The sequence below is a fragment of the Alistipes onderdonkii genome, from assembly GCF_025145285.1.
Lineage (GTDB): Bacteria > Bacteroidota > Bacteroidia > Bacteroidales > Rikenellaceae > Alistipes > Alistipes onderdonkii.
Genome location: NZ_CP102251.1, coordinates 78,992 through 97,302 on the forward strand (window position 1 = coordinate 78,992; position 18,311 = coordinate 97,302).

The window sequence follows — 18,311 nt, forward strand, 5'->3', positions numbered from 1 at the left end:
AATTACCACTAAAATCCAAAAGTAATGAGAAAAGTAATCATCATGTTTGCCCTCGCTATGGGCATCATAACTGCCAACGCGCAGGAGAATGTAACCGTTGAAACGACCAACGGAAGTGAACAACCGACCTTGACGAAGGAGGTCTATCCGCAGAAGGAGGCGGACGGCGACCTATATCACGGGCTGTCACGCAAGCTGACCTTCGACCGCATGATACCGCCGCACGGTCTGGAAGTGACCTACGACAAGACCGTCCACGTCATTTTTCCGGCGGAGGTGCGCTATGTCGATTTAGGCTCGCCCGACCTGATTGCCGGGAAAGCCGACGGAGCGGAGAACATCATCCGTGTGAAGGCTACCGTAAGGAATTTTCCCAACGAAACGAATATGTCCGTCATCACGGAGGACGGCAGTTTCTACACCTTCAACGTGAAGTACGCCGCCGAACCGCTGTTGCTCAACGTGGAGATGTGCGACTTCATCCATGACGGCAGCACGGTGAACCGCCCGAACAACGCGCAGGAAATCTATCTGAAAGAGCTGGGCAGCGAAAGCCCGATGCTGGTGCGCCTTATCATGAAGTCCATCCACAAACAGAACAAGCGCGAGGTGAAGCATATCGGCTGCAAGCGTTTCGGCATCCAATACCTGTTGAAAGGCATCTACACGCACAACGGCTTGCTTTATTTCCACACGGAGATAAAGAACCAGAGCAACGTGCCTTTCGATGTGGACTACATCACTTGGAAAATCGTGGACAAGAAGGTTGCGAAGCGTACTGCCGTGCAGGAGCAGATTATTCTGCCGCTCCGCGCGCAGAACTACGCCACCCTCGTGCCGGGCAAAAAGAGCGAGCGCACGGTCTTCACGATGGCGAAGTTCACCATCCCCGATGACAAGTGCCTCGTGGTGGAATTGAACGAGAAGAACGGCGGCCGTCACCAGTCCTTCGTGATTGAGAACGAGGATTTGGTACGCGCGGGTACCATCAACGAACTTCAAGTACGCTGACCATGAGAAAGTACATCGCAATAATCATCGCGTCGCTTGCCCTTTTTACAGGGCAGGCGCACGCCCAGCGGTGTCTGCCGAAGATGCAGGGCATCGAGGTGAGGGCGGACATGGCGGACGGCTTCAATCTCGGCGGCAAGGACGGCGGGTACAGCTTCGGGGCGGCTCTCTCCACCTACACGAAGAAGGGGAACAAGTGGGTGTTCGGTGGCGAATACCTGTTGAAGAACAATCCCTACAAGGACACCAAGATACCCGTGGCGCAGTTCACGGCGGAGGGCGGCTATTACTTCAAGATACTGTCGGACGCCCGAAAGATTGTTTTCGTCTATGCCGGGGCTTCGGCTCTCGCCGGATATGAGGCGGTAAATTGGGGGAAGAAGGTGCTGCATGACGGCTCCACGCTGCACGACCGGGACGCCTTCATCTACGGCGGTGCGCTGACGCTCGATGTGGAGTGTTACGTGGCAGACCGTATCGCCCTGCTTGCCAACCTGCGGGAGCGTTGCCTTTGGGGTGGCGACACACGGAAGTTCCACACGCAGTTCGGGGTCGGTATCAAGTTCATCATCAACTGACACGGGCATGGAAAGGACGGAAATAGATGCTGTCAGAAGGATGCCGCTTGCGGATTTTCTCGCACGGCTGGGGCATGAGCCTGTCAGAAGGAGCGGTAACGAGCTGTGGTATCTTGCCCCGTACAGGGGCGAGCGCACATCCTCTTTCCGTGTGAACGTGGCGAAACAGCTCTGGTACGACTTCGGTTTGGGCAAGGGCGGCGACATCTTCACGCTTGCCGGGGAGTTTCTGCAAAGCGATGACTTCATGAAGCAAGCGAAGTTCATAGCGGAAGCCGCCAATATGACGGTTGCCGGATGGGAAAAGCCCGTCTATCTCTCGAAGCCGACCGAATCCGTTTTTGAGGATGTGGAGGTCGCTCCGCTGCTCCGCTCACTGCTGACGGAGTATTTAGAGGAACGGGGCATCCCTTACGCCATCGCATCCCGTCACTGCTGCCGCTTGAACTACGGTGTGCGTGGGAAACGGTATTTTGCCGTTGGCTTTCCGAACATGGCAGGTGGCTATGAAGTCAGAAGCCGATATTTCAAGGGTTGCATACCTCCGAAGTCTGTATCACTGGTAAAGGCGAATGACATCCCGGCTGACGAGTGCCTCGTGTTCGAGGGCTTCATGGACTTTCTCTCTGCCGTGACGCTTGGTGTAACCGGTAACGCTGACTGTCTTGTGCTGAACTCAGTCGCCAACGTGGAGAAGGCGGCGGGATTGCTGGACGGATACGGGCGCATCGGCTGCTTCCTCGACCGTGACGAAGCCGGACGGCGGACGCTTGCCGCACTTACCATGCGATACGGGGAACGTGTCACCGACCGTTCCTCCCTCTATGACGGTTGCAAGGACTTGAACGAGTACCTGCAACTGACAACGAAAAAACAGAAAAACAACCATCTAAAAATCGAAGAACAATGAACATACTGAACAACAGAAACAAGAGAACATCAATATTCAAGGCAGTGGCGTTATGCCTGATAGCCGCCATGTCATTCACCCTCGTGTCATGTGACGATGACATGGACATCCAGCAGTCCTATCCCTTCACGGTGGAGGTCATGCCCGTGCCGAACAAGGTAGTAAAGGGGCAGACAGTGGAAATCCGCTGTGAACTGAAAAAGGAGGGCGACTTTTCGGGTACGCTCTATACCATCCGCTATTTCCAGTTCGAGGGGGAAGGCTCGCTCAAAATGGATAACGGCATCACCTTCCTGCCTAACGACCGCTACCTGCTGGAGAACGAAAAATTCCGCCTGTACTACACGGCGGCGGGTGATGAGGCGCATAATTTCATCGTGGTGGTGGAGGATAACTTTAGCAACTCCTACGAACTGGAATTTGACTTCAACAACAGGAATGTAAAGGACGACGATCTTACCATCGTTCCCATCGGCAACTTCAGCCCCTTGTTGAAATGATGCGTGTATTCATGACAATGCTCTGTTCACTTCTGACGGTCTGTTCTGTGTCCGCGCAGATCAGCCGCCAAGAGGGAACGGACGGGCAGGCGGCAATCTACCGACTGCCGCTTATGGAACGTGCTTTTTTATGCTGCCGCTACTTTGAAGGCTGGCACTCAGAAAAACACTACCCATACGTCGGTTGGGGTCACAAACTTTTGCCAAACGAGAAGTATTCGGCACGAACCATGACAAAACGGGATGCGGATGAACTTTTGCGGAAAGACCTGCGCAAATTTGTCGCCATGTTCCGTAAATTCGGGGTTGATTCGATTTTGCTTGGCACGTTAGCTTACAATGTGGGACCGGCGAAGCTGTTAGGCAGCAAAACAATCCCCAAAAGCACCTTAATCAAGAAGCTGGAAGCTGGTGACAGGAACATCTACCGTGAGTATATAGCCTTCTGCAACTACAAAGGAAAACGCCACGCCATGCTGCTCAAACGGAGAAAGGCGGAGTTTGCGCTGTTGTATATCCCATAAAAGGACTGACAAAACTGGCAAAAGACGTGCCATATTTAACTTGGCACGTCTTTTGCTCTATCACTTGATAGATTATCGTAGGATTTTCTCGTTAATTGACATCGTTGAGCCATTTTTGCCTATCGGTTTCCAAATAACACTTCAAGTTGTAAGTGTTGTGAGAGCAATACAAAACATAGTTATTAACCATAAAAAGTATAGCGAAATTATGAAGAAAGTATTTAGGAAAATTCAGAAAGGAACAACAAAAATGATTGAACGTATCAAATCGTTGGGGGAAATGGAGACGAAGCAGAAATGTGTAGTTCAACGGTTCGAGATTATCATTCCCCTCCACCAAAAAATAACGACCCAATATATAGCCTCCGCAAGTTTTACTTGCGGATTTTTTAGTTATCGCAGATTGGACAAAGGTTTCTTTGCTACTTTCTTTGTCCGCCATCATGCTCACTGAAAGAAAGTAGGGCGGCTCTCGCCGCCCCGCCACTCAAAAGCGTGTGTAAAGTCCCGTCACCATCGTGAACATTTCCTCCAGCATATCAAAATAGATACCCTCGTGTACGGCAATGTCCTTTGTCTTGCACTCAAAGGTCTTTTTGCTGAACGTCCTGCGGTAGAAGCGCATATTGTAGAGGTCTGCCCCTTCGTCATAGATGATGTCAAGGCGGTTGGCACTTGTTTTGTTCCTTGCAAGGCTCATCCGTAAGCCGTTGCCCATATCTATGAAATCACGGCTACCTGTCATGGCGGTGAAGCGTTTTCCGCCTATCTGCTGTAATATCGTCTTGGCTATCATATCTTTTGTTTTTAGGGTTTTAAGTATTGGCGGTGCGGACACCGCCATCCCGTTCAAAATTCTCGCATTTCGGAAATGGGGGTCTGCCGTTGTAGCCACTCTTTCACACATTCCATATTGTACTCGCTCGTGATGACTGCCGTATGGCTGTCGGTGGCGGTGAAACGTGTGCTTTCGTAATCATCTATCCACCCCTTGAGGGTGTCCGTTCCCCACGCTCCGGTATCGTCAAAGATACCGTCCAATGCCGTGATAGGTTCGCTGAACTTGACTATCAGCGTTTGATAGGTCGTGTTCATAGTCTGTCCTCCTTTCCCTTCTTTGCGTTCAGCCACTTGTCCCGTGCGGCTCGGCACTCGTCCAACGTGGGTTTGACACAAGAGAACAATTCTCTGTCTATGGGGTGGCGGTAGTCGTACTGCACAAGTGTCCGCCTGCGTCTTCCGATACCCGATTGGAAACGCTCGTATTTCTCCGTACCTGCTTCCGCGCAGGTGCTTACTCCGTTGATGGTCATTCGTGTTGTCATAATGTTGCTTTTTAGATGGTTAAAAATGTACTGACAGAACTCTGTTCTTCATCACCATTTCGGGGTTGCTTGTGTAGCGTTGGTGCAGGTAGAAATGGTGTGAGCCGAAGCCGTAAAGGAAAAACTTGTCAAGTTCGTGCTTCTCGGCAAACTCCTTTACGCTCTTTCTCAATTCCCCCTCACTCGTTGTGAGAGTGAGGAGGTTCACAAATTCAAGGAACATCGTGGGGATTGCATCATCCCACACACAAATCATACTTTCAATTCTTACTTCCATATCAATGTTGTTTTAGGGGTTATGCTATGCCGCTTTCATCCGCTCACGGATAAGGTTGGCGTTCTTGTTCACAAGGTCTATGATGCGCTCGTGATATTCGGTGTCCTGGTTGTGCTTGCCGTGGCACTGCACCACTTCGAGGGTTCGCAAGTCCACCTCTACGGTTTCAATAATCTCATCGCCAATCCTTGCCGATAGTATGAGGGTGTCGGCTTTCTTGTAGTATCCACTGCCAAACACGCAGATGCCCTGCGTCTTGCCCTCGTTGTAATACTCGTCTATGCTTTCAAGCACCTTGACGATTATTTCCTCGTCCGTGATTACCAAGCCGAAGAATTTGGATTTGTTGGCGATGAAATCCTCCGCATCTTTCTTTCGTTGGAGTTGTCGCTGTTGCTCACGCTCACGCCTTTCAATCTCCCAACGGCGTTGCTCTGCGGCTCTTTCCTTCTCGTGTATGGCTTCAATTTTTCGGGTTGCGTTGTCGTGTGCCGCCATGAAATCTTCGGGACAGATGTTCTTCGGGTTACGGAGGTCTTGACCGAGTTTTTTGAGCATACGCAGATAGTCGCACCACATTGAGAGGTTGTCTATCTGATACTTGTGACGCTTGGCAATCAGATATGATGCCCAACATTCATCGGCAGTACGGGTATTGAAAAGAAAGTGTTTCATGACCTCAATCTCACCGCCTTTCATAAGGGTTTCAATTCTTGGGTCTGAAAGCAAGGCTTTGAAAAGACGCACGGGGGAGATGCCGTGGAAATCGCCCTTGAAGCCGTTACGTCTGAGTTGGGGCAATATCCTCATCTTTGGATATGCACAGCTTCTTGCCACCACATCATCGTATAGGCTGTTGTGCGGTCTTACCTCCATATCGCTGCCTAATGCCCACACATCGCAATAGCAGAAAAGGAAGCCACGGAGCAACGCCATGTCCGTAACCTTGCCGTCGGGTGAAATCCAACGCTGCACGACCTCGTGGCAGTAGAAACGCATCGGTTCGCCTTTCCTGCTCTCGCATCTGACCTGCGCCACGCGGATTACCTGATACCCTTTGCAGGTGGTTATCACGCTGAAATTCTGCGTTTCCTTGTAGATGCGTCTGCGTGTGTCCTGCACTTTGAGTTCGGCATGGCATTTGGGGCAGGTGCAGCCTTCAAGGGTGTCGCATAGTCCGCTGTCGCTGTGCCACTCGTGACCGCAGTCGGAACAGGTGATGTTCCCTTTCTTGGTGCGGTAGCCGATATGCTCAACGCAGTGGCGGTATGCCCAATCTATTTGTGTCGCTGATATGGGGCGAAGGTTGGCGGAAAGTCTTGCCACCTCTTTCTGTATCTTGGTCTTCGGTTTCATAAGCCTAAATCAAATAATGAGGGTTGGGGTTGGTTTTCTTTTCTCGCTGACGGTCTGTGGCGGTTCTGCAACTTGCGGAGTTCCTCCTCTTGGTATTTGCGGACAGCGTTCTGACGTGCCTCCGCCTTTTCCTCTGCCGTGAGTTTCACAACGTGGTTCACAACCACTTGGCAGTCCATCGGTTTGCCCACCTCTATCTCGTTTTCCTCATAGTAGTGGATGGCTTGCCCGAATATCTCTCCGTCCGTGAAACCGTTGCAACCGCTTTTCTGCACATAGTTCAGAATGTGGGTCACGCACTCGTCCATGTTCTTGGCAGGGTTGCGGTACTTCTTTGCAAATAGCGCATCTTCCTCCGCACGCTGTTCCAAGTACATATATATCGTTCTCTTGAAATGGTCTGTTCCTTTCATATCGCTGTCATTTTTAGATTATCTGTTTCAGTATCTCTCTCCAATAGGTCGGCTCTACCTCGCTGAGAAGGAAGTCCATGAAATCCCTCCGTGCGTCCTTGTTCAGTTCGTGGTACAATCTTCGGAAAGTTTCAAAATTGCCGTTGATGTACGTTTCCACCATATACACGAAGATGTTGTCCACCTCGTAATATCTGCACTGCTGCGCTGCCGTCTTGCTGTTTCTTTTTGCCATGTCGGTAAGGGTTAAAGGGTGAATAACCAAAGGATGAAGCCAAAGAAGGCAATGGTGGAAAGGATAGCCACGATTACACCTATCGCCACTCGGAACACTCCGTTTACAATCTCTCTGATGATGCCCCAAAGGATGCCGAACACCCCGAAGGCGGTGCGCATCATCAAGCCGCATATCGCCAACCCGATGTGTTGCGCCATTTGTCTGAAATTTGCCGTTGCCGTCATATCTTCGCTGTTTTTGATTTTTTTGTTTTTAATGCGGATTCAAGAGCTGAGGGAGTTGAGTTTCAAACTATCTTATCTGCCTCTCGTTTATCCGACATTTTTTTTATGCGTCTTTCTGTCGCATCGGTCGTTTTCGTTTCGGGTGCTTGAAAAGGTAGGGATTAGGGAATGCAAGGTTTTTCGGTCAAAATACTACCCGCAGGGCTGGAGATTTTTACCGAAAACAGGAGGCTTGACCTTGCTTTCCCGTCCAATCCCGGAATTACCTTTGCGCCCAGAACGAAAATGACTGACTGATGCGGCTTACTGAAAGGCGCAAAATGGAGGTAAACGAAAACAGAGGCAGATTGTGTAGAAAAAAACTTCAGGGGAAAATCCGTAAAAAAAAGAATCACCAAAAGGAAAAAGACATCACCGGAAGCGTGAAAAGGGCAAACCACAACAAAGGAAGTATGATTGTTTCCGATCCGACGGAACTTGTTCAGCCGGGTGGCAACAATCATTCTTCCCGGTTTGTCCGGCTGTGTGTGGGCGCCTGTTTCATTCATGGGGCAGGCTGACACACTCTGCATTCACTTTCCGCTTCCGGCAAAAGAGACAGCGAAAAAAGAAAAATCATTTGAAAACCCGTAAAAGCACCTCTTGGCATAGGCGCAAAAGAAAGGGGCATTGCTTCATCTGTCTAAACATCGTTTAGGCGTGAGGCAATGCCCTTTTCTCCAGCTATGCGGTAGTCGGCACACGTTTGTTCCAAACTCGTTTTGGGCAATGGTGTGCCGACGGACAATACCGCTTTTACGGAAAATTCTTATGAATGAGGGGATAAAAAACGGGAGTTTATATCAAAATCTCGAATTAAATAGCTACTTTTGCATACGAAGAGTTCTTTGAAGGTTACGCAACGCGCAGAAGGATAATGCAGTAGATAACTAACTAAATCGTAACCTATTACTATCAAGAGCAATTAACCTACGCTCATTTCCAATAAATTACACTCTTTTCGTAACTTCAGGTTGCAAAGATAGTGCAAGCCGAGAGCAAAAGCAAGTTTACTTGCATTTTGCCGAGGCGCCGCCTGTCTAAAACAGGGTTAAAGATAGTGCAAGCCGGGGCGATGCCGGATTTATTTGGAAATGCCCGGGCATCAAAAAAGCCCGTGTCGGGGACACGGGCCTTGAAGTAGCCGGGTGGAGGCTTATTTCTTACGCGTCAGCACGATGTCGGACACACCGAGGTAGTAACGTGCATAGGCCCCCTGCTTGGGATGCCACTGGAACAGCGACGGCGTCCAGGTTTTTCCGGAGATCACGGTCGACCCCACACGCAGTTCGTCGCCGGCGACCGTGACGGGAAGCTCGCATTCGCAATCGGAGAAGCTCTTGTCATCGGCACCGCCGAGCAGGTAAACCGGGCCGAGTTCATCGGTAGTGAACCAGCTCAGGACATTGAACTTGGTTGTAGCTTCGACAACGATCGAACCGTCCTCCAGGAGTTTGAGGAACCACTTGGGGCCGAAGCCTTCGAGCGCACGGGCTACGGAAAAGCCCTCTTCGATCAGCTGTTCGTAGGTTCGGGCACTGCCCTCTTTCTCGAAGTCCCCGAGGCCAAGGCAGACGAGATAGTTTTCCTTGCGGTATTTCCGCGAGCCGACCTGTGCCATGATTTCGACATCGAACGTCCACTCCTCGGTCGTGAAGAAAAACCCGCCCGTAGCAGGATCAAATCCCGTAGCGTATTTGACGCTCTGCTTGCCGACCCACTCACCGACGAGGGCGTCGAACTCGGCCGACTGGATCATTCCGGAAGTATCCTCTGCGAGCGTGGTCACCTTGATCTGGGCTGCATCGGATGCGGTGTACTTCGGGTCGGTGGAGAGCGCCTTGACGGTGACCGTATATTCCGTACCCGGATTCAGGCCGCTGAAACGGGCGGAAGTTTCGGACGTGGTCGCTTCAGTGCCGCCATTGAGCGAATAAGCATATACATTTGCATGCTCGACGGCCTGCCAGGTCACGGAGAAAGCGGTCTCCTCGACCGAACTCTGAGCGAGGACGGGTGCGGCGAGCTGCGTCCCGTTGTTATCCCCGTCGTCACCGGAATCGGAATCGCTGCAAGCGGCAAAACCCAGCAACAGGGAAGCACACATTAAAATTCTGCTGATCTTTTTCATTGTTGTTCGTATTTATCGGTTATGAAATTCTTACGTGATCTTTTATTCAGCCTTTTCGGTCTTCTGTGTCGCCTCGATCCAGAAATCGGAGCCGCTCTTACTGATGCCCAACACACAGACCGAATAGGAGGTTCCGGCTGCCAGCCCGGTCTTACGGATGGTCTGCGTCCCGGTATACTCGTCCTTGGTGGGCATCACCTCCTTCTTGAACGCCTCCAGTCCCCCGGCCATTAAGACTTGCATGGGCAACGAAGAGGTCTTCAGGACATAGACATAATATTTCTCGATGGCGGCATCGGGCGTACAGACGACATCGAACCCGTCGGAAGCGACATTCTCGAACGTTACCGTCACTTCGCCCGACGCATCGGGAAGGGTCGTGGCAGGAGCCGATACGAGGACGGTCGTGAGCAGGTCGCCCGGGGCGTACCACCCTACTGCGTAGACGACATAGTCGGTTTCGGGTTTCAGCCCGGTGAACTCGAAGGGATGGTCACCCTGTACGAGTTGTGTGGCCAGGTACTCCTCGAAACTAACGCCCGCAATCAGGGCCGAAGCGCTGAGTTTGCGGCGCACCGACCCGATAAATTCCTCCGTCGAAGCGTATTTGTCGAAGTCGGACTTCAGGGCATAACCACAGTAGTAGGTTCGCGTCTTGCTTTTGGGAGATACGGATACGGAAATGCTGTTCATCCCGATCTCGGCAGCCGAAAGCGTAAAGGGATTCTGTTCCATGGCGGCGGTGACCGTCAGCTCGGCGAATTCGGAATCGAGGAACTGCACCTGTCCGGAAACGGCTTTCACACGCACGGTAGCCGGCATACCGGATTCCAGCCCGGTCACGACTGCCGACAGACCCGTAACGGTCAGCTCCTCGCCGCCATCGACCGTATATACATAGGATGCCGCATCGGGAACGGCTTCCCACACGACCGTCGCGGAATTCTCCGTGGCGTCGCCCGCCGAGAGGACAGGAGCCGCCAGTTGCGTGGCCGGCAGGGTTGTCAGGGTGATTTGGGCGAATTCCGAATCCAGGTACTGCTCCTGCCCCGCGACAGCCTTTACCTTGACAGTATAGCTGCGACCGGGCTCCAGTCCGTCGAAGCGCACCGAAGGCTGTGTTACGGTCGTCTCGGCGCCACCGTCGAGCGTACAGGCGTAAGACACGGCGTTCTCTACGGCGTCCCATGTCACGGCTACCGAAACCTGCGTCACGGCGTCTTCCGCCAGGACGGGGATCGCCAAAGCAACGGGATCCACGGGTTTTTCGTCATCCGAGCAACCTGCAAAAGCGGCCCCGAGGACAAAAAAAGCTGAGAAAAGTAGTTTTTTCTTCATAGCTGAAAATGTTTAGAAAAATTTGCTGCAAAAGTTCATTAACCTACTGATTCAAAGCCCATACAGCCCGAAAAAAGATTGCCAGGAAAGGCTGTAAAACGAACAAATCAGTTTTTGTAAATATCGCTACGAATCGTCCATAAAGTTCTCATACCACGCCAAAAAGGCGAATAAGGCCGATAATCGGGAAAAACAAGGCGATGAACGGGAATGACACAATGTGATATTTTTTTACTATTTTTGCCTGCAACGTCACCCCTTCTTCACACACACGAAAACACATGGGCTATCTCGAACAGGCTGTGCGTTCACGGTGGGCCGTCCCGATGACGGCTTTCCTGATCCAACTGAGCCAATACTGGAATACGCTGGTAACAGTCACCTGGTGGTCGAAACGGGCGACCGTATCGGTCGTCTGGTTCTGCGTCCTGTGGCTGGCGACCATCCTGCTGCTGGAAATATTCCTGAGCAGGCGGTTCCCCTTCCTGGTACGGTGCCTGATGGGCACACTCGTCATCGCGGGAGTCATCCTCACGGCCATGCTGGTCATCACGCTGCAGTCCGAAAAACCGTGGCTCACGCTGGGCTACGACGAAGTCGGGTATCTGATCATCACGTATACGATATGTCTGCTGATCGGCAGCATCGTGCTGATGATCAACAAGGAGCACCGGCATGAAAAGGAAATCGAGATGCTCAGGATCGAGAATCTCAGCAGCCAGTACAACGCTATTGCGAACCAGATAAGCCCCCATTTCTTTTTCAATGCACTGAGCAACCTCTCGTCGCTCGTACGCGGCGACAAGAAACAGGAAAGCCTCGAATACATCGGCAACCTGTCGGGGATATTCCGGTACATCATCCGCTTCAAGGAATCGTCGCTGACGACCCTGGGCGAGGAGTTGAATTTCATAAATTCGTACAAGCAACTGATGGACGTGCGCTTCGCCAAAAGCTACACCTGCGACGTCGACATCCCGCAGCAGGCGCTGAACATGCGCATGCCCAGCCTCTCACTGCTGCCGCTGTTCGAAAATATCGTTAAACACAATATCATCGACAGCGAACACCACATGCGGATCACGATCTCGTTCAACGATAACAATGAACTGGTGATCGCCAACCCGGTCTATCCGAAGCTCACGCCGCCCGAATCGAACGGCATAGGGCTGACCAACCTGAGCAACAGGTACAGGCTGCTGCTGGGTAAGGAAATACGCATCGAGAAAGCCGAGGGGGGGGGTGACGGAGTATTCCGGGTCTTCCTGCCGATGGTCAAGATGAATATAAAGCATACGAGATGAGGGTACTGATCATAGAAGACGAAATGGGGGCCCTCGACGACCTGAGGAGCATCCTCGCGGAATCGGCCCCGGACATCCGGATAGCGGGCACGACGGAGAGTGTCATGCAAAGCGTCGCATGGCTGGAAAAGAACCCCGCCCCGGATCTGATTTTCATGGATATCCATCTGTCCGACGGTTCGGCTTTCGAGATATTCAAGCGGACGGCCGTCGAGGCGCCCGTGATCTTCACGACCGCCTACGACGAGTACGCCATCCATGCCTTCAGGGTCAACGCCGTGGACTATCTGCTCAAACCGCTCGCCATCGACGAGGTGAAACGCGCACTGGAAAAATACCGGAAGCTCAGCCGGCCGCAGGTACTCCCGGATATCGAGAAGTTGTATGAAATGATTTCCTGCCAGCGGACGAATTCCCGCAGGAACATCCTGGTGGCCTACAAGGACAAACTGCTGCCGATCCCGACGGAGAAAATCGCCTTTTTCTATTCGACCAAGGAGACGTCGAGGGTATACCTCGCCGATGGCAGCAACTATGCCTACAACAGGACGCTGGAGAGCATCTGCGACGACATGGATCCCCGGGCATTCTGCCGGGTCAACAAACAATACGTCGTCGCCAGGGAGCACATCACAAGCATCGTCGTATGGTCGAACAGCCGCCTGCTGGTTTCGATGGATACCGAGACGCCCGAGCCCGTATTCCTAAGCAAGAACCGGGCTGCGGAGTTCAAAAAATGGATCACGGGATAAGTTCCCGGAAAAACATTACAAGTGTGCGAGGTATCCGTAGCGCACCAGATCCTCCCCGCCGCGGACAAGGTGGGTCTGGCCGTCTGCCAGCACGTAGAGGCGGTCGGCGATATCCGTCACATGGCGGTGCATATGGTCGGTCAGGAGAATGCCTTTCGAAGATTTTTCCTGCCGGATCAGCGCCTTGAGCGTCGACACATGCAGCGGGGCAACCTGCGAAAAAGGTTCGTCGAGCATGACGAATTGCGTCGGACTGCGCAGGATCAGGTAGGATTCCAGAATACGCCGCTCACCGCCCGACAGGGCGCGGATCTTCGTACCGCGCAGTTTGCCGAACAACGGGAACCATGCCAGCAGGTCGTCCCACGGCAACCCGAAATCGCGCAACACCCGGTCGACGGTCAGCCAGCCCGGGATAAAACCCTGCTGCGCGAGGTAACGCACCTCGTCGGCCCGGAAACGGTCATGCCATACCCCGTCGATGCGCATCGACCGGAAATCCGCCCGCAGCGAACCGCACAGTATCTTCATCAGGCAGCTCTTGCCGCACCCGTTACGGCCGAGCACCGCCGTAACACCGCCCGTTTCGACGGCGAGGTACACTCCCGAAAGGATGCGCCGGTCACCGAACGACAACTCCACGGAGTCGATCTCGAGGATATGTTTCTCAGAGGGGTTCATAAAGGAAGGCGGCCGTCAGTTTCAATAACACATAACACAGGATAAAGTCCACGCCGCAACTCACGCCCAGCAGTTCGCGGCGCCGCACGCCGAGGTTACGGTAGTAGAAAAACTCGTCACCGTAACGCTGGACGATCCAGACATAGAGATAAAGCGGATAGACCGCCGCCTTGCCCAACAGGCACCACGGGATGATTGTCGGGCCGTGGTTGGAGACCACCCATGCGAACCCGATACTCACAGCCATGCAAAAAAAGAACATGGCCGAATAATAAAAGCGGAGTATGAGCAGCAATTTCCGGATCATCGCCCAAATATACGAAAAAAGCGGGTGGTTTTAAGACCACCCGTTTTAATTCCCCAATTATACTGCAAGTAGCGAACCGTGTCCTGACTGAACGAAGACAGAGACTTGTAACCTTCGTACTTGGGGAAAGCGTTCTGCCCAAAAGCAACATGTACCGAAAAGATTATCGACGAAAACAATATAAACCACCGCATATTAAACACCATAAAGATACCGTATACCAGAAGCAATAAAAGATCCGAGCACCTCTTTATAACTATCCTTCCAAGGAACGATCGTAATTCCGTCCCTTTTCAGTGACGGAATATAGGGCTGCAAGTCTTCGTAAAGCATCGAATATTTGTCGATTTTCGGTAGAATACTATATACTATGATATTATATTTACTTGAATACTCTCCGGATTCCTTCCATTCCTTATATGCTTTTTCATACGGTCGCAGCCAAAATTGAATATATCCGACCTCGGCCCTTCCGCCAGGAGTGGTGCAACGAATTTCGACATCACAAATTGGCAGTTCAAATACATCGAAGAAATCGGATAGCGGAACATCGTTATATACACCGACAACTTTAAGGCCCCAATTATATTGCAGGTAGCGAACCGTGTCCTGATTGAACGTAGACCAAGAACGGTAACCGTCATATTCCTGCGGATAGGGATTCTGAGAATAGGCATGCAGCCCCGAAACAAGTATCGAAAACAATATAAACCACCGCATATTAAACACCATAAAGATACCGTATACCAGAAGCAATAAAAGATCCGAGCGCCTCTTTATAACTATCCTTCCAGGGGACGATCGTCAGCCCGTCCCTTTTCAGGGTCGGGATATAAGGCTGCAAGTCCTCGTATAGCATCGAATATTTGTCGAGCTCCGACATCACACTGTATACTACAACGCTGTATTTACTTGAATACTCTCCGGATTCCTTCCATTCCTTATATGCTTTTTCATACGGTTGCAGCCAAAAACGAATATATCCGACCTCGGCCCTTCCGCCAGGAGTGGTGCAACGAATTTCGACATCACAAATTGGCAGTTCAAATACATCGAAAAAATCGGATAGCGGAACATCGTTATATACACCGACAACTTTAAGGCCCCAATTATATTGCAGGTAGCGAACCGTGTCCTGATTGAACGTAGACCAAGAACGGTAACCGTCATATTCCTGCGGATAGGGATTCTGAGAATAGACACATGTGCCCGAAATAAGCATCAACGATAACAATAAAATCTTTTTCATAATTATTTACATTTATAGGTTATTACTTGTACCGGAAGCGATGTAATTTCTTTCCCCGCAACGGTTTTATGCTGATGAAAATAGGAGTCTGTCCCGGACTGGGAAAGTATGGCAATACCCGTATTGTGTTTTTCCAATAAATATGCAATGGCATAAAGTCTGGCGTTGTAATAATCATATCCCTGATCCAGCAAACACTTTTCCGCATCCTGATAAAGCCGCATGAACCCTAAAAACGCCCCCGAATTATAAAAATTATGGGCCCTTGTTTCATCATAAACATACAATACATATATATTTATTGCAGTTACAACATATACGCTCCGCAAAGAACTGTCATACTTTTCACGAAACTCAATCAGTTTGACTACATCCGTCGAAGAACAAGCTGTGCCCCGCGGGTGGTTGTGAATAAACACCACATTGGATGCATCTGGGTTCCAGGCGACCTGCACACTATTCGTTTGACCATCCGTATACGGCATCATCAGTTGCAGGGCCCCGTCTGCATCGTGGTACCCGGTAGTGCCGTGTTCGACGGAACTGCCGGCTACGGCATTCAGGAATTCGGAAAATTGCGCAAGTCCCGTAACTTCGTTATACAAAGAACTCGTCGCAACAGAATTATCACCCGCCAGGGGCGCCAGGTTTTCACAATCGACCTCCTTAATGCAGATACACGGATGTTTCCCGCAGACAGGACAGCGCAAATCGAGGAGTGGTTCCTGATCTGGCAACGGATTGACCAATCCCGGCAGCAGATCAGTACCACCGATATTCTGTTCGTCGTCTCCTCCCACCGGAATATCCGAACCCGAATTCCCCGAAGTGGCGGTATTGCCATTGATAGTCCCACCTGTCCCTCCGGAACCGCCCTCAGTATCTCCAGCTTCTCCGGTTCCTCCAGCATTACCGGAGTTGCCGGCATCATTATTTCCACCGCCGGGAAAACCGCCCCCCAAATGATTTACATCCTCGATACCATCGATACACGGGCCGCGCGTACCATCGACATCGACGGTGGCATATCCGACTCCGTCGATATAATCGACGTAATACAGCGTTCCCCGGGAGTCGTAGAAACAGGTTTTACCGCCAAAATCCCAATCGTCCGTCATACGGGTCGGGCCGACGATCCGCCGGTTGATATAGACGCCCGCCAACAGATTCCGCAGCCGCCAGGAGCGTTCGAATTCGGACATCCGGGTATCGCAGATAAAAACGGATGCGAGCAGTGTGCCCTCATAATAGCGGGCGGCAGCCACAACGGCGCCGTCAAGGGTGGTATACAGCTCCAATCCGCAGTAATCGCCGCGATCCTCGCAATTGGCAAACAGGTTGCTCAGATCGCCGTCATAGAACGTCGCATAAATCTCGTCGGGAACGAGATAACGCATATAAGTCGAGAGGGAATCCGTCTGCATGGATTTCACGACAAGGAGTTTACCGTAGGCGCGCACCCCGTAAAACGTCCCGTCGGTGCGGCGGCGTTTAATCAGGAATTCGCTTCCGGTCTGCGCAGGAACGTCGACACAGGCGATACGCTTGTTCGACGACTGTTCGGCACCCTCCCAGTCGGGAAGCACATTTTCCACGACAAAAGGGCCCGTCGGCACGGCATCCGACGCACGGGTGACATCCGACGACAGGTTTTTTTCGAAGAAAGCCCGGGCTTCATCGACAGAAAGTCTGGATGAACGTTGCGGGGAGGAACCGGAAGAAGCCTCGTGCGGTTCCCGTACGCAAGCGAACAATCCGGCAGCAATGACACACACTAAAAAGTAACGGCAACTTTTTTGCATTCGGAGACGAGATTTCAAGGTTAACTAATTCAAGCAGAGAACCGGATAACGGACGCAACAATCAGAGAACAAAGGATATAATCATAGGCGGGCGGGTTATGGATGGTGTTGTCTAATATACGATAAAAAATCAAGATTTCAAAATAAAAAGCGGAGCGATCGTTTTGTCGCTCCGCTTCATGATCCAAGGCCGGGACGTTACAGCGCCAGCGGCTCGCAGGGAATCCCCCAGGCTTCGGCAACGGGCCGGTAGACCACTTTGCCCTGCACGATGTTGAGCCCCAGTTCCAGTTCGCGGTTTTCCTTGCAGGCACGGCGCCAGCCCTTGTCGGCGAGCTGAACGACATAGGGAAGCGTAGCGTTGGTGAGCGCAAGCGTCGAGGAATAAGGCACGGCGCCGGGAATGTTGGCCACGCAGTAGTGCAGGATGCCGTCGACATAGTAGACGGGGTCTTCGTGCGTCGTGGGACGCGAGGTTTCGAAGCAGCCGCCCTGGTCGATGGCCACGTCGACCATCACCGAGCCGGGCTCCATCTCCCGGAGCATGTCGCGTGTGACGAGCTTCGGAGCCTTGGCACCGGGGATCAGCACCGAGCCGATCACCAGGTCGGCATGTTTAAGCTCTTCGCGGATGTTGTATTCCGAAGACATGAGGGTCTTGACGTTCTTGGGCATCACGTCGGCCAGGTAGGTGAGGCGCTGCAACGAAATGTCGCAGATCGTCACGTCGGCACCCGTCCCCGCGGCTGTCCGCGCGGCTGCCGTACCGACCACACCGGCGCCGATGACGAAGACCCTGGCGGGCTTCACCCCCGGGACGCCGCCCAGCAGCTTGCCTTTGCCGCCGCGGGGTTTTTCGAGGAAATAGCGCCCTTCCTGCGTGGACATACGGCCTGCGACCTCGGACATCGGGATCAGCAGCGGCAGCGAGCGGTCGGCACGTTCGACGGTCTCATAGGCGCAGCATACCGCCCCGCTGTCGATCATGGCGCGGGTAAGGGGTTCGCTGCTGGCGAAATGGAAGAACGTGAAGACCATCTGGTCTTTGCGGATCAGCTTGTACTCGGGGGCGATGGGCTCCTTGACTTTGACGATCATTTCGGCACGGGCATAGACATCCCCGATCGTGGGAAGTATCTCGGCCCCTACCGCCGTATAGGCATCATCGGCAAAACCGCTGTTCACACCGGCCGTAGCCTGCACATAAACCGTGTGGCCCCGTTTGACGAGCTCCTGGGCGCCTGCGGGGGTAAGGGCAACGCGATTCTCGTTGTTCTTGATCTCTTTGGGAATACCGATAATCATAAGGCTTGAAGTTTTTTAGGTTTTTTGCCTTTTAATTTACGGATTTT

Annotated in this window: 25 protein-coding genes; 8 read left to right on the forward strand and 17 right to left on the reverse strand. The window is 52.2% G+C overall.

The annotated features are described in order from the left end of the window. Nucleotides 1-24 precede the first annotated feature (24 nt). The 6 genes from traN to NQ559_RS15985 all read left to right on the forward strand — a co-directional run bounded on the left by traN (nucleotide 25) and on the right by NQ559_RS15985 (nucleotide 3,977). Complete coding sequence (gene traN, locus NQ559_RS00350; RefSeq protein ID WP_004291522.1) at nucleotides 25-1,011, forward strand: conjugative transposon protein TraN; 987 nt, start codon at nucleotides 25-27, stop codon at nucleotides 1,009-1,011. 2 nt (nucleotides 1,012-1,013) lie between these two features. Then, nucleotides 1,014-1,589 (forward strand): conjugal transfer protein TraO, encoded by a 576-nt coding sequence (locus tag NQ559_RS00355; protein ID WP_004291523.1) that lies wholly within the window; start codon nucleotides 1,014-1,016, stop codon nucleotides 1,587-1,589. A 7-nt stretch (nucleotides 1,590-1,596) separates the two neighbouring features. Beyond that, nucleotides 1,597-2,499: a DUF8464 domain-containing protein gene (locus tag NQ559_RS00360; protein WP_004291524.1), complete on the forward strand. Its 903-nt coding sequence runs from the start codon at nucleotides 1,597-1,599 to the stop codon at nucleotides 2,497-2,499. Continuing rightward, nucleotides 2,496-2,999 (forward strand): DUF3872 domain-containing protein, encoded by a 504-nt coding sequence (locus NQ559_RS00365; RefSeq protein WP_004291525.1) that lies wholly within the window; start codon nucleotides 2,496-2,498, stop codon nucleotides 2,997-2,999. Before NQ559_RS00360 ends, NQ559_RS00365 begins: the two co-directional genes overlap by 4 nt. Then, on the forward strand, nucleotides 2,996-3,523 hold the full coding sequence (locus tag NQ559_RS00370) for a glycoside hydrolase family protein (RefSeq protein ID WP_004291526.1): 528 nt from the start codon (nucleotides 2,996-2,998) through the stop codon (nucleotides 3,521-3,523). Before NQ559_RS00365 ends, NQ559_RS00370 begins: the two co-directional genes overlap by 4 nt. Before the next feature lie 64 nt (nucleotides 3,524-3,587). Next, nucleotides 3,588-3,977 (forward strand): hypothetical protein, encoded by a 390-nt coding sequence (locus NQ559_RS15985; RefSeq protein WP_004291527.1) that lies wholly within the window; start codon nucleotides 3,588-3,590, stop codon nucleotides 3,975-3,977. A 33-nt stretch (nucleotides 3,978-4,010) separates the two neighbouring features. On the opposite strand, the gene NQ559_RS00375 is transcribed toward NQ559_RS15985, so the two are convergent. The 11 genes from NQ559_RS00375 to NQ559_RS00425 all read right to left on the reverse strand — a co-directional run bounded on the left by NQ559_RS00375 (nucleotide 4,011) and on the right by NQ559_RS00425 (nucleotide 10,864). Beyond that, nucleotides 4,011-4,319, reverse strand: a complete 309-nt coding sequence (locus tag NQ559_RS00375; protein ID WP_004304290.1) for a hypothetical protein — start codon at nucleotides 4,317-4,319, stop codon at nucleotides 4,011-4,013. A 53-nt stretch (nucleotides 4,320-4,372) separates the two neighbouring features. Continuing rightward, nucleotides 4,373-4,618, reverse strand: coding sequence for a DUF6956 domain-containing protein (locus NQ559_RS00380; RefSeq protein ID WP_004291529.1), 246 nt, complete (start codon nucleotides 4,616-4,618; stop codon nucleotides 4,373-4,375). Then, a complete protein-coding gene (locus NQ559_RS00385) occupies nucleotides 4,615-4,848 on the reverse strand; it encodes a DUF3873 domain-containing protein (RefSeq protein ID WP_004304291.1) in 234 nt (77 codons plus the stop codon). The genes NQ559_RS00380 and NQ559_RS00385 overlap by 4 nt, the downstream gene beginning before the upstream one ends. Before the next feature lie 19 nt (nucleotides 4,849-4,867). Continuing rightward, the gene (locus NQ559_RS00390; protein WP_004291531.1) at nucleotides 4,868-5,125 is read right to left on the reverse strand and encodes a DUF8466 domain-containing protein; all 258 of its coding nucleotides are present in this window, start codon (nucleotides 5,123-5,125) and stop codon (nucleotides 4,868-4,870) included. A gap of 24 nt (nucleotides 5,126-5,149) precedes the next feature. Further along, nucleotides 5,150-6,481, reverse strand: a complete 1,332-nt coding sequence (locus NQ559_RS00395) for a PcfJ domain-containing protein (protein ID WP_004291532.1) — start codon at nucleotides 6,479-6,481, stop codon at nucleotides 5,150-5,152. After that, the gene (locus NQ559_RS00400) at nucleotides 6,478-6,894 is read right to left on the reverse strand and encodes a PcfK-like family protein (protein WP_004291533.1); all 417 of its coding nucleotides are present in this window, start codon (nucleotides 6,892-6,894) and stop codon (nucleotides 6,478-6,480) included. Before NQ559_RS00400 ends, NQ559_RS00395 begins: the two co-directional genes overlap by 4 nt. Before the next feature lie 13 nt (nucleotides 6,895-6,907). Continuing rightward, nucleotides 6,908-7,129, reverse strand: a complete 222-nt coding sequence (locus NQ559_RS00405; RefSeq protein WP_004291534.1) for a hypothetical protein — start codon at nucleotides 7,127-7,129, stop codon at nucleotides 6,908-6,910. A gap of 11 nt (nucleotides 7,130-7,140) precedes the next feature. Continuing rightward, nucleotides 7,141-7,356 carry a hypothetical protein gene (locus NQ559_RS00410; protein WP_004291535.1) on the reverse strand — a complete coding sequence of 72 codons (216 nt, stop codon included), beginning with the start codon at nucleotides 7,354-7,356 and terminating at the stop codon, nucleotides 7,141-7,143. A 161-nt stretch (nucleotides 7,357-7,517) separates the two neighbouring features. Next, nucleotides 7,518-7,859 carry a hypothetical protein gene (locus NQ559_RS00415; RefSeq protein ID WP_227962251.1) on the reverse strand — a complete coding sequence of 114 codons (342 nt, stop codon included), beginning with the start codon at nucleotides 7,857-7,859 and terminating at the stop codon, nucleotides 7,518-7,520. A 692-nt stretch (nucleotides 7,860-8,551) separates the two neighbouring features. After that, a complete protein-coding gene (locus tag NQ559_RS00420) occupies nucleotides 8,552-9,526 on the reverse strand; it encodes a fibronectin type III domain-containing protein (RefSeq protein ID WP_022332696.1) in 975 nt (324 codons plus the stop codon). Nucleotides 9,527-9,568: 42 nt separating this feature from the next. After that, nucleotides 9,569-10,864 (reverse strand): fibronectin type III domain-containing protein, encoded by a 1,296-nt coding sequence (locus tag NQ559_RS00425; RefSeq protein WP_154654070.1) that lies wholly within the window; start codon nucleotides 10,862-10,864, stop codon nucleotides 9,569-9,571. 281 nt (nucleotides 10,865-11,145) lie between these two features. Between NQ559_RS00425 and NQ559_RS00430 the strand changes: the two genes are divergently transcribed. Together NQ559_RS00430 and NQ559_RS00435 are read left to right on the forward strand one after the other, a co-directional pair. Further along, a complete protein-coding gene (locus NQ559_RS00430) occupies nucleotides 11,146-12,168 on the forward strand; it encodes a sensor histidine kinase (protein WP_018697139.1) in 1,023 nt (340 codons plus the stop codon). Continuing rightward, on the forward strand, nucleotides 12,165-12,920 hold the full coding sequence (locus NQ559_RS00435) for a LytR/AlgR family response regulator transcription factor (protein ID WP_018697138.1): 756 nt from the start codon (nucleotides 12,165-12,167) through the stop codon (nucleotides 12,918-12,920). The genes NQ559_RS00430 and NQ559_RS00435 overlap by 4 nt, the downstream gene beginning before the upstream one ends. A gap of 15 nt (nucleotides 12,921-12,935) precedes the next feature. Here NQ559_RS00435 and NQ559_RS00440 read toward each other — a convergent pair whose 3' ends face one another. The 6 genes from NQ559_RS00440 to ald form a co-directional block, all read right to left on the reverse strand. Further along, entirely contained in the window at nucleotides 12,936-13,601 is a 666-nt protein-coding gene (locus NQ559_RS00440) for an ATP-binding cassette domain-containing protein (protein ID WP_018697137.1), read from the reverse strand. Next, the gene (locus NQ559_RS00445) at nucleotides 13,588-13,848 is read right to left on the reverse strand and encodes a hypothetical protein (protein WP_244061853.1); all 261 of its coding nucleotides are present in this window, start codon (nucleotides 13,846-13,848) and stop codon (nucleotides 13,588-13,590) included. The genes NQ559_RS00440 and NQ559_RS00445 overlap by 14 nt, the downstream gene beginning before the upstream one ends. 255 nt (nucleotides 13,849-14,103) lie before the next feature. Next, nucleotides 14,104-14,640 (reverse strand): hypothetical protein, encoded by a 537-nt coding sequence (locus NQ559_RS00450; protein WP_244061854.1) that lies wholly within the window; start codon nucleotides 14,638-14,640, stop codon nucleotides 14,104-14,106. Continuing rightward, nucleotides 14,630-15,157, reverse strand: coding sequence for a hypothetical protein (locus NQ559_RS00455; protein ID WP_143257181.1), 528 nt, complete (start codon nucleotides 15,155-15,157; stop codon nucleotides 14,630-14,632). Before NQ559_RS00455 ends, NQ559_RS00450 begins: the two co-directional genes overlap by 11 nt. A 2-nt stretch (nucleotides 15,158-15,159) precedes the next feature. After that, nucleotides 15,160-16,959 (reverse strand): hypothetical protein, encoded by a 1,800-nt coding sequence (locus tag NQ559_RS00460; RefSeq protein WP_154654005.1) that lies wholly within the window; start codon nucleotides 16,957-16,959, stop codon nucleotides 15,160-15,162. Between the two features lie 198 nt (nucleotides 16,960-17,157). Beyond that, a complete protein-coding gene (gene ald, locus NQ559_RS00465) occupies nucleotides 17,158-18,264 on the reverse strand; it encodes an alanine dehydrogenase (protein ID WP_018695452.1) in 1,107 nt (368 codons plus the stop codon). Nucleotides 18,265-18,311: the final 47 nt, after the last annotated feature.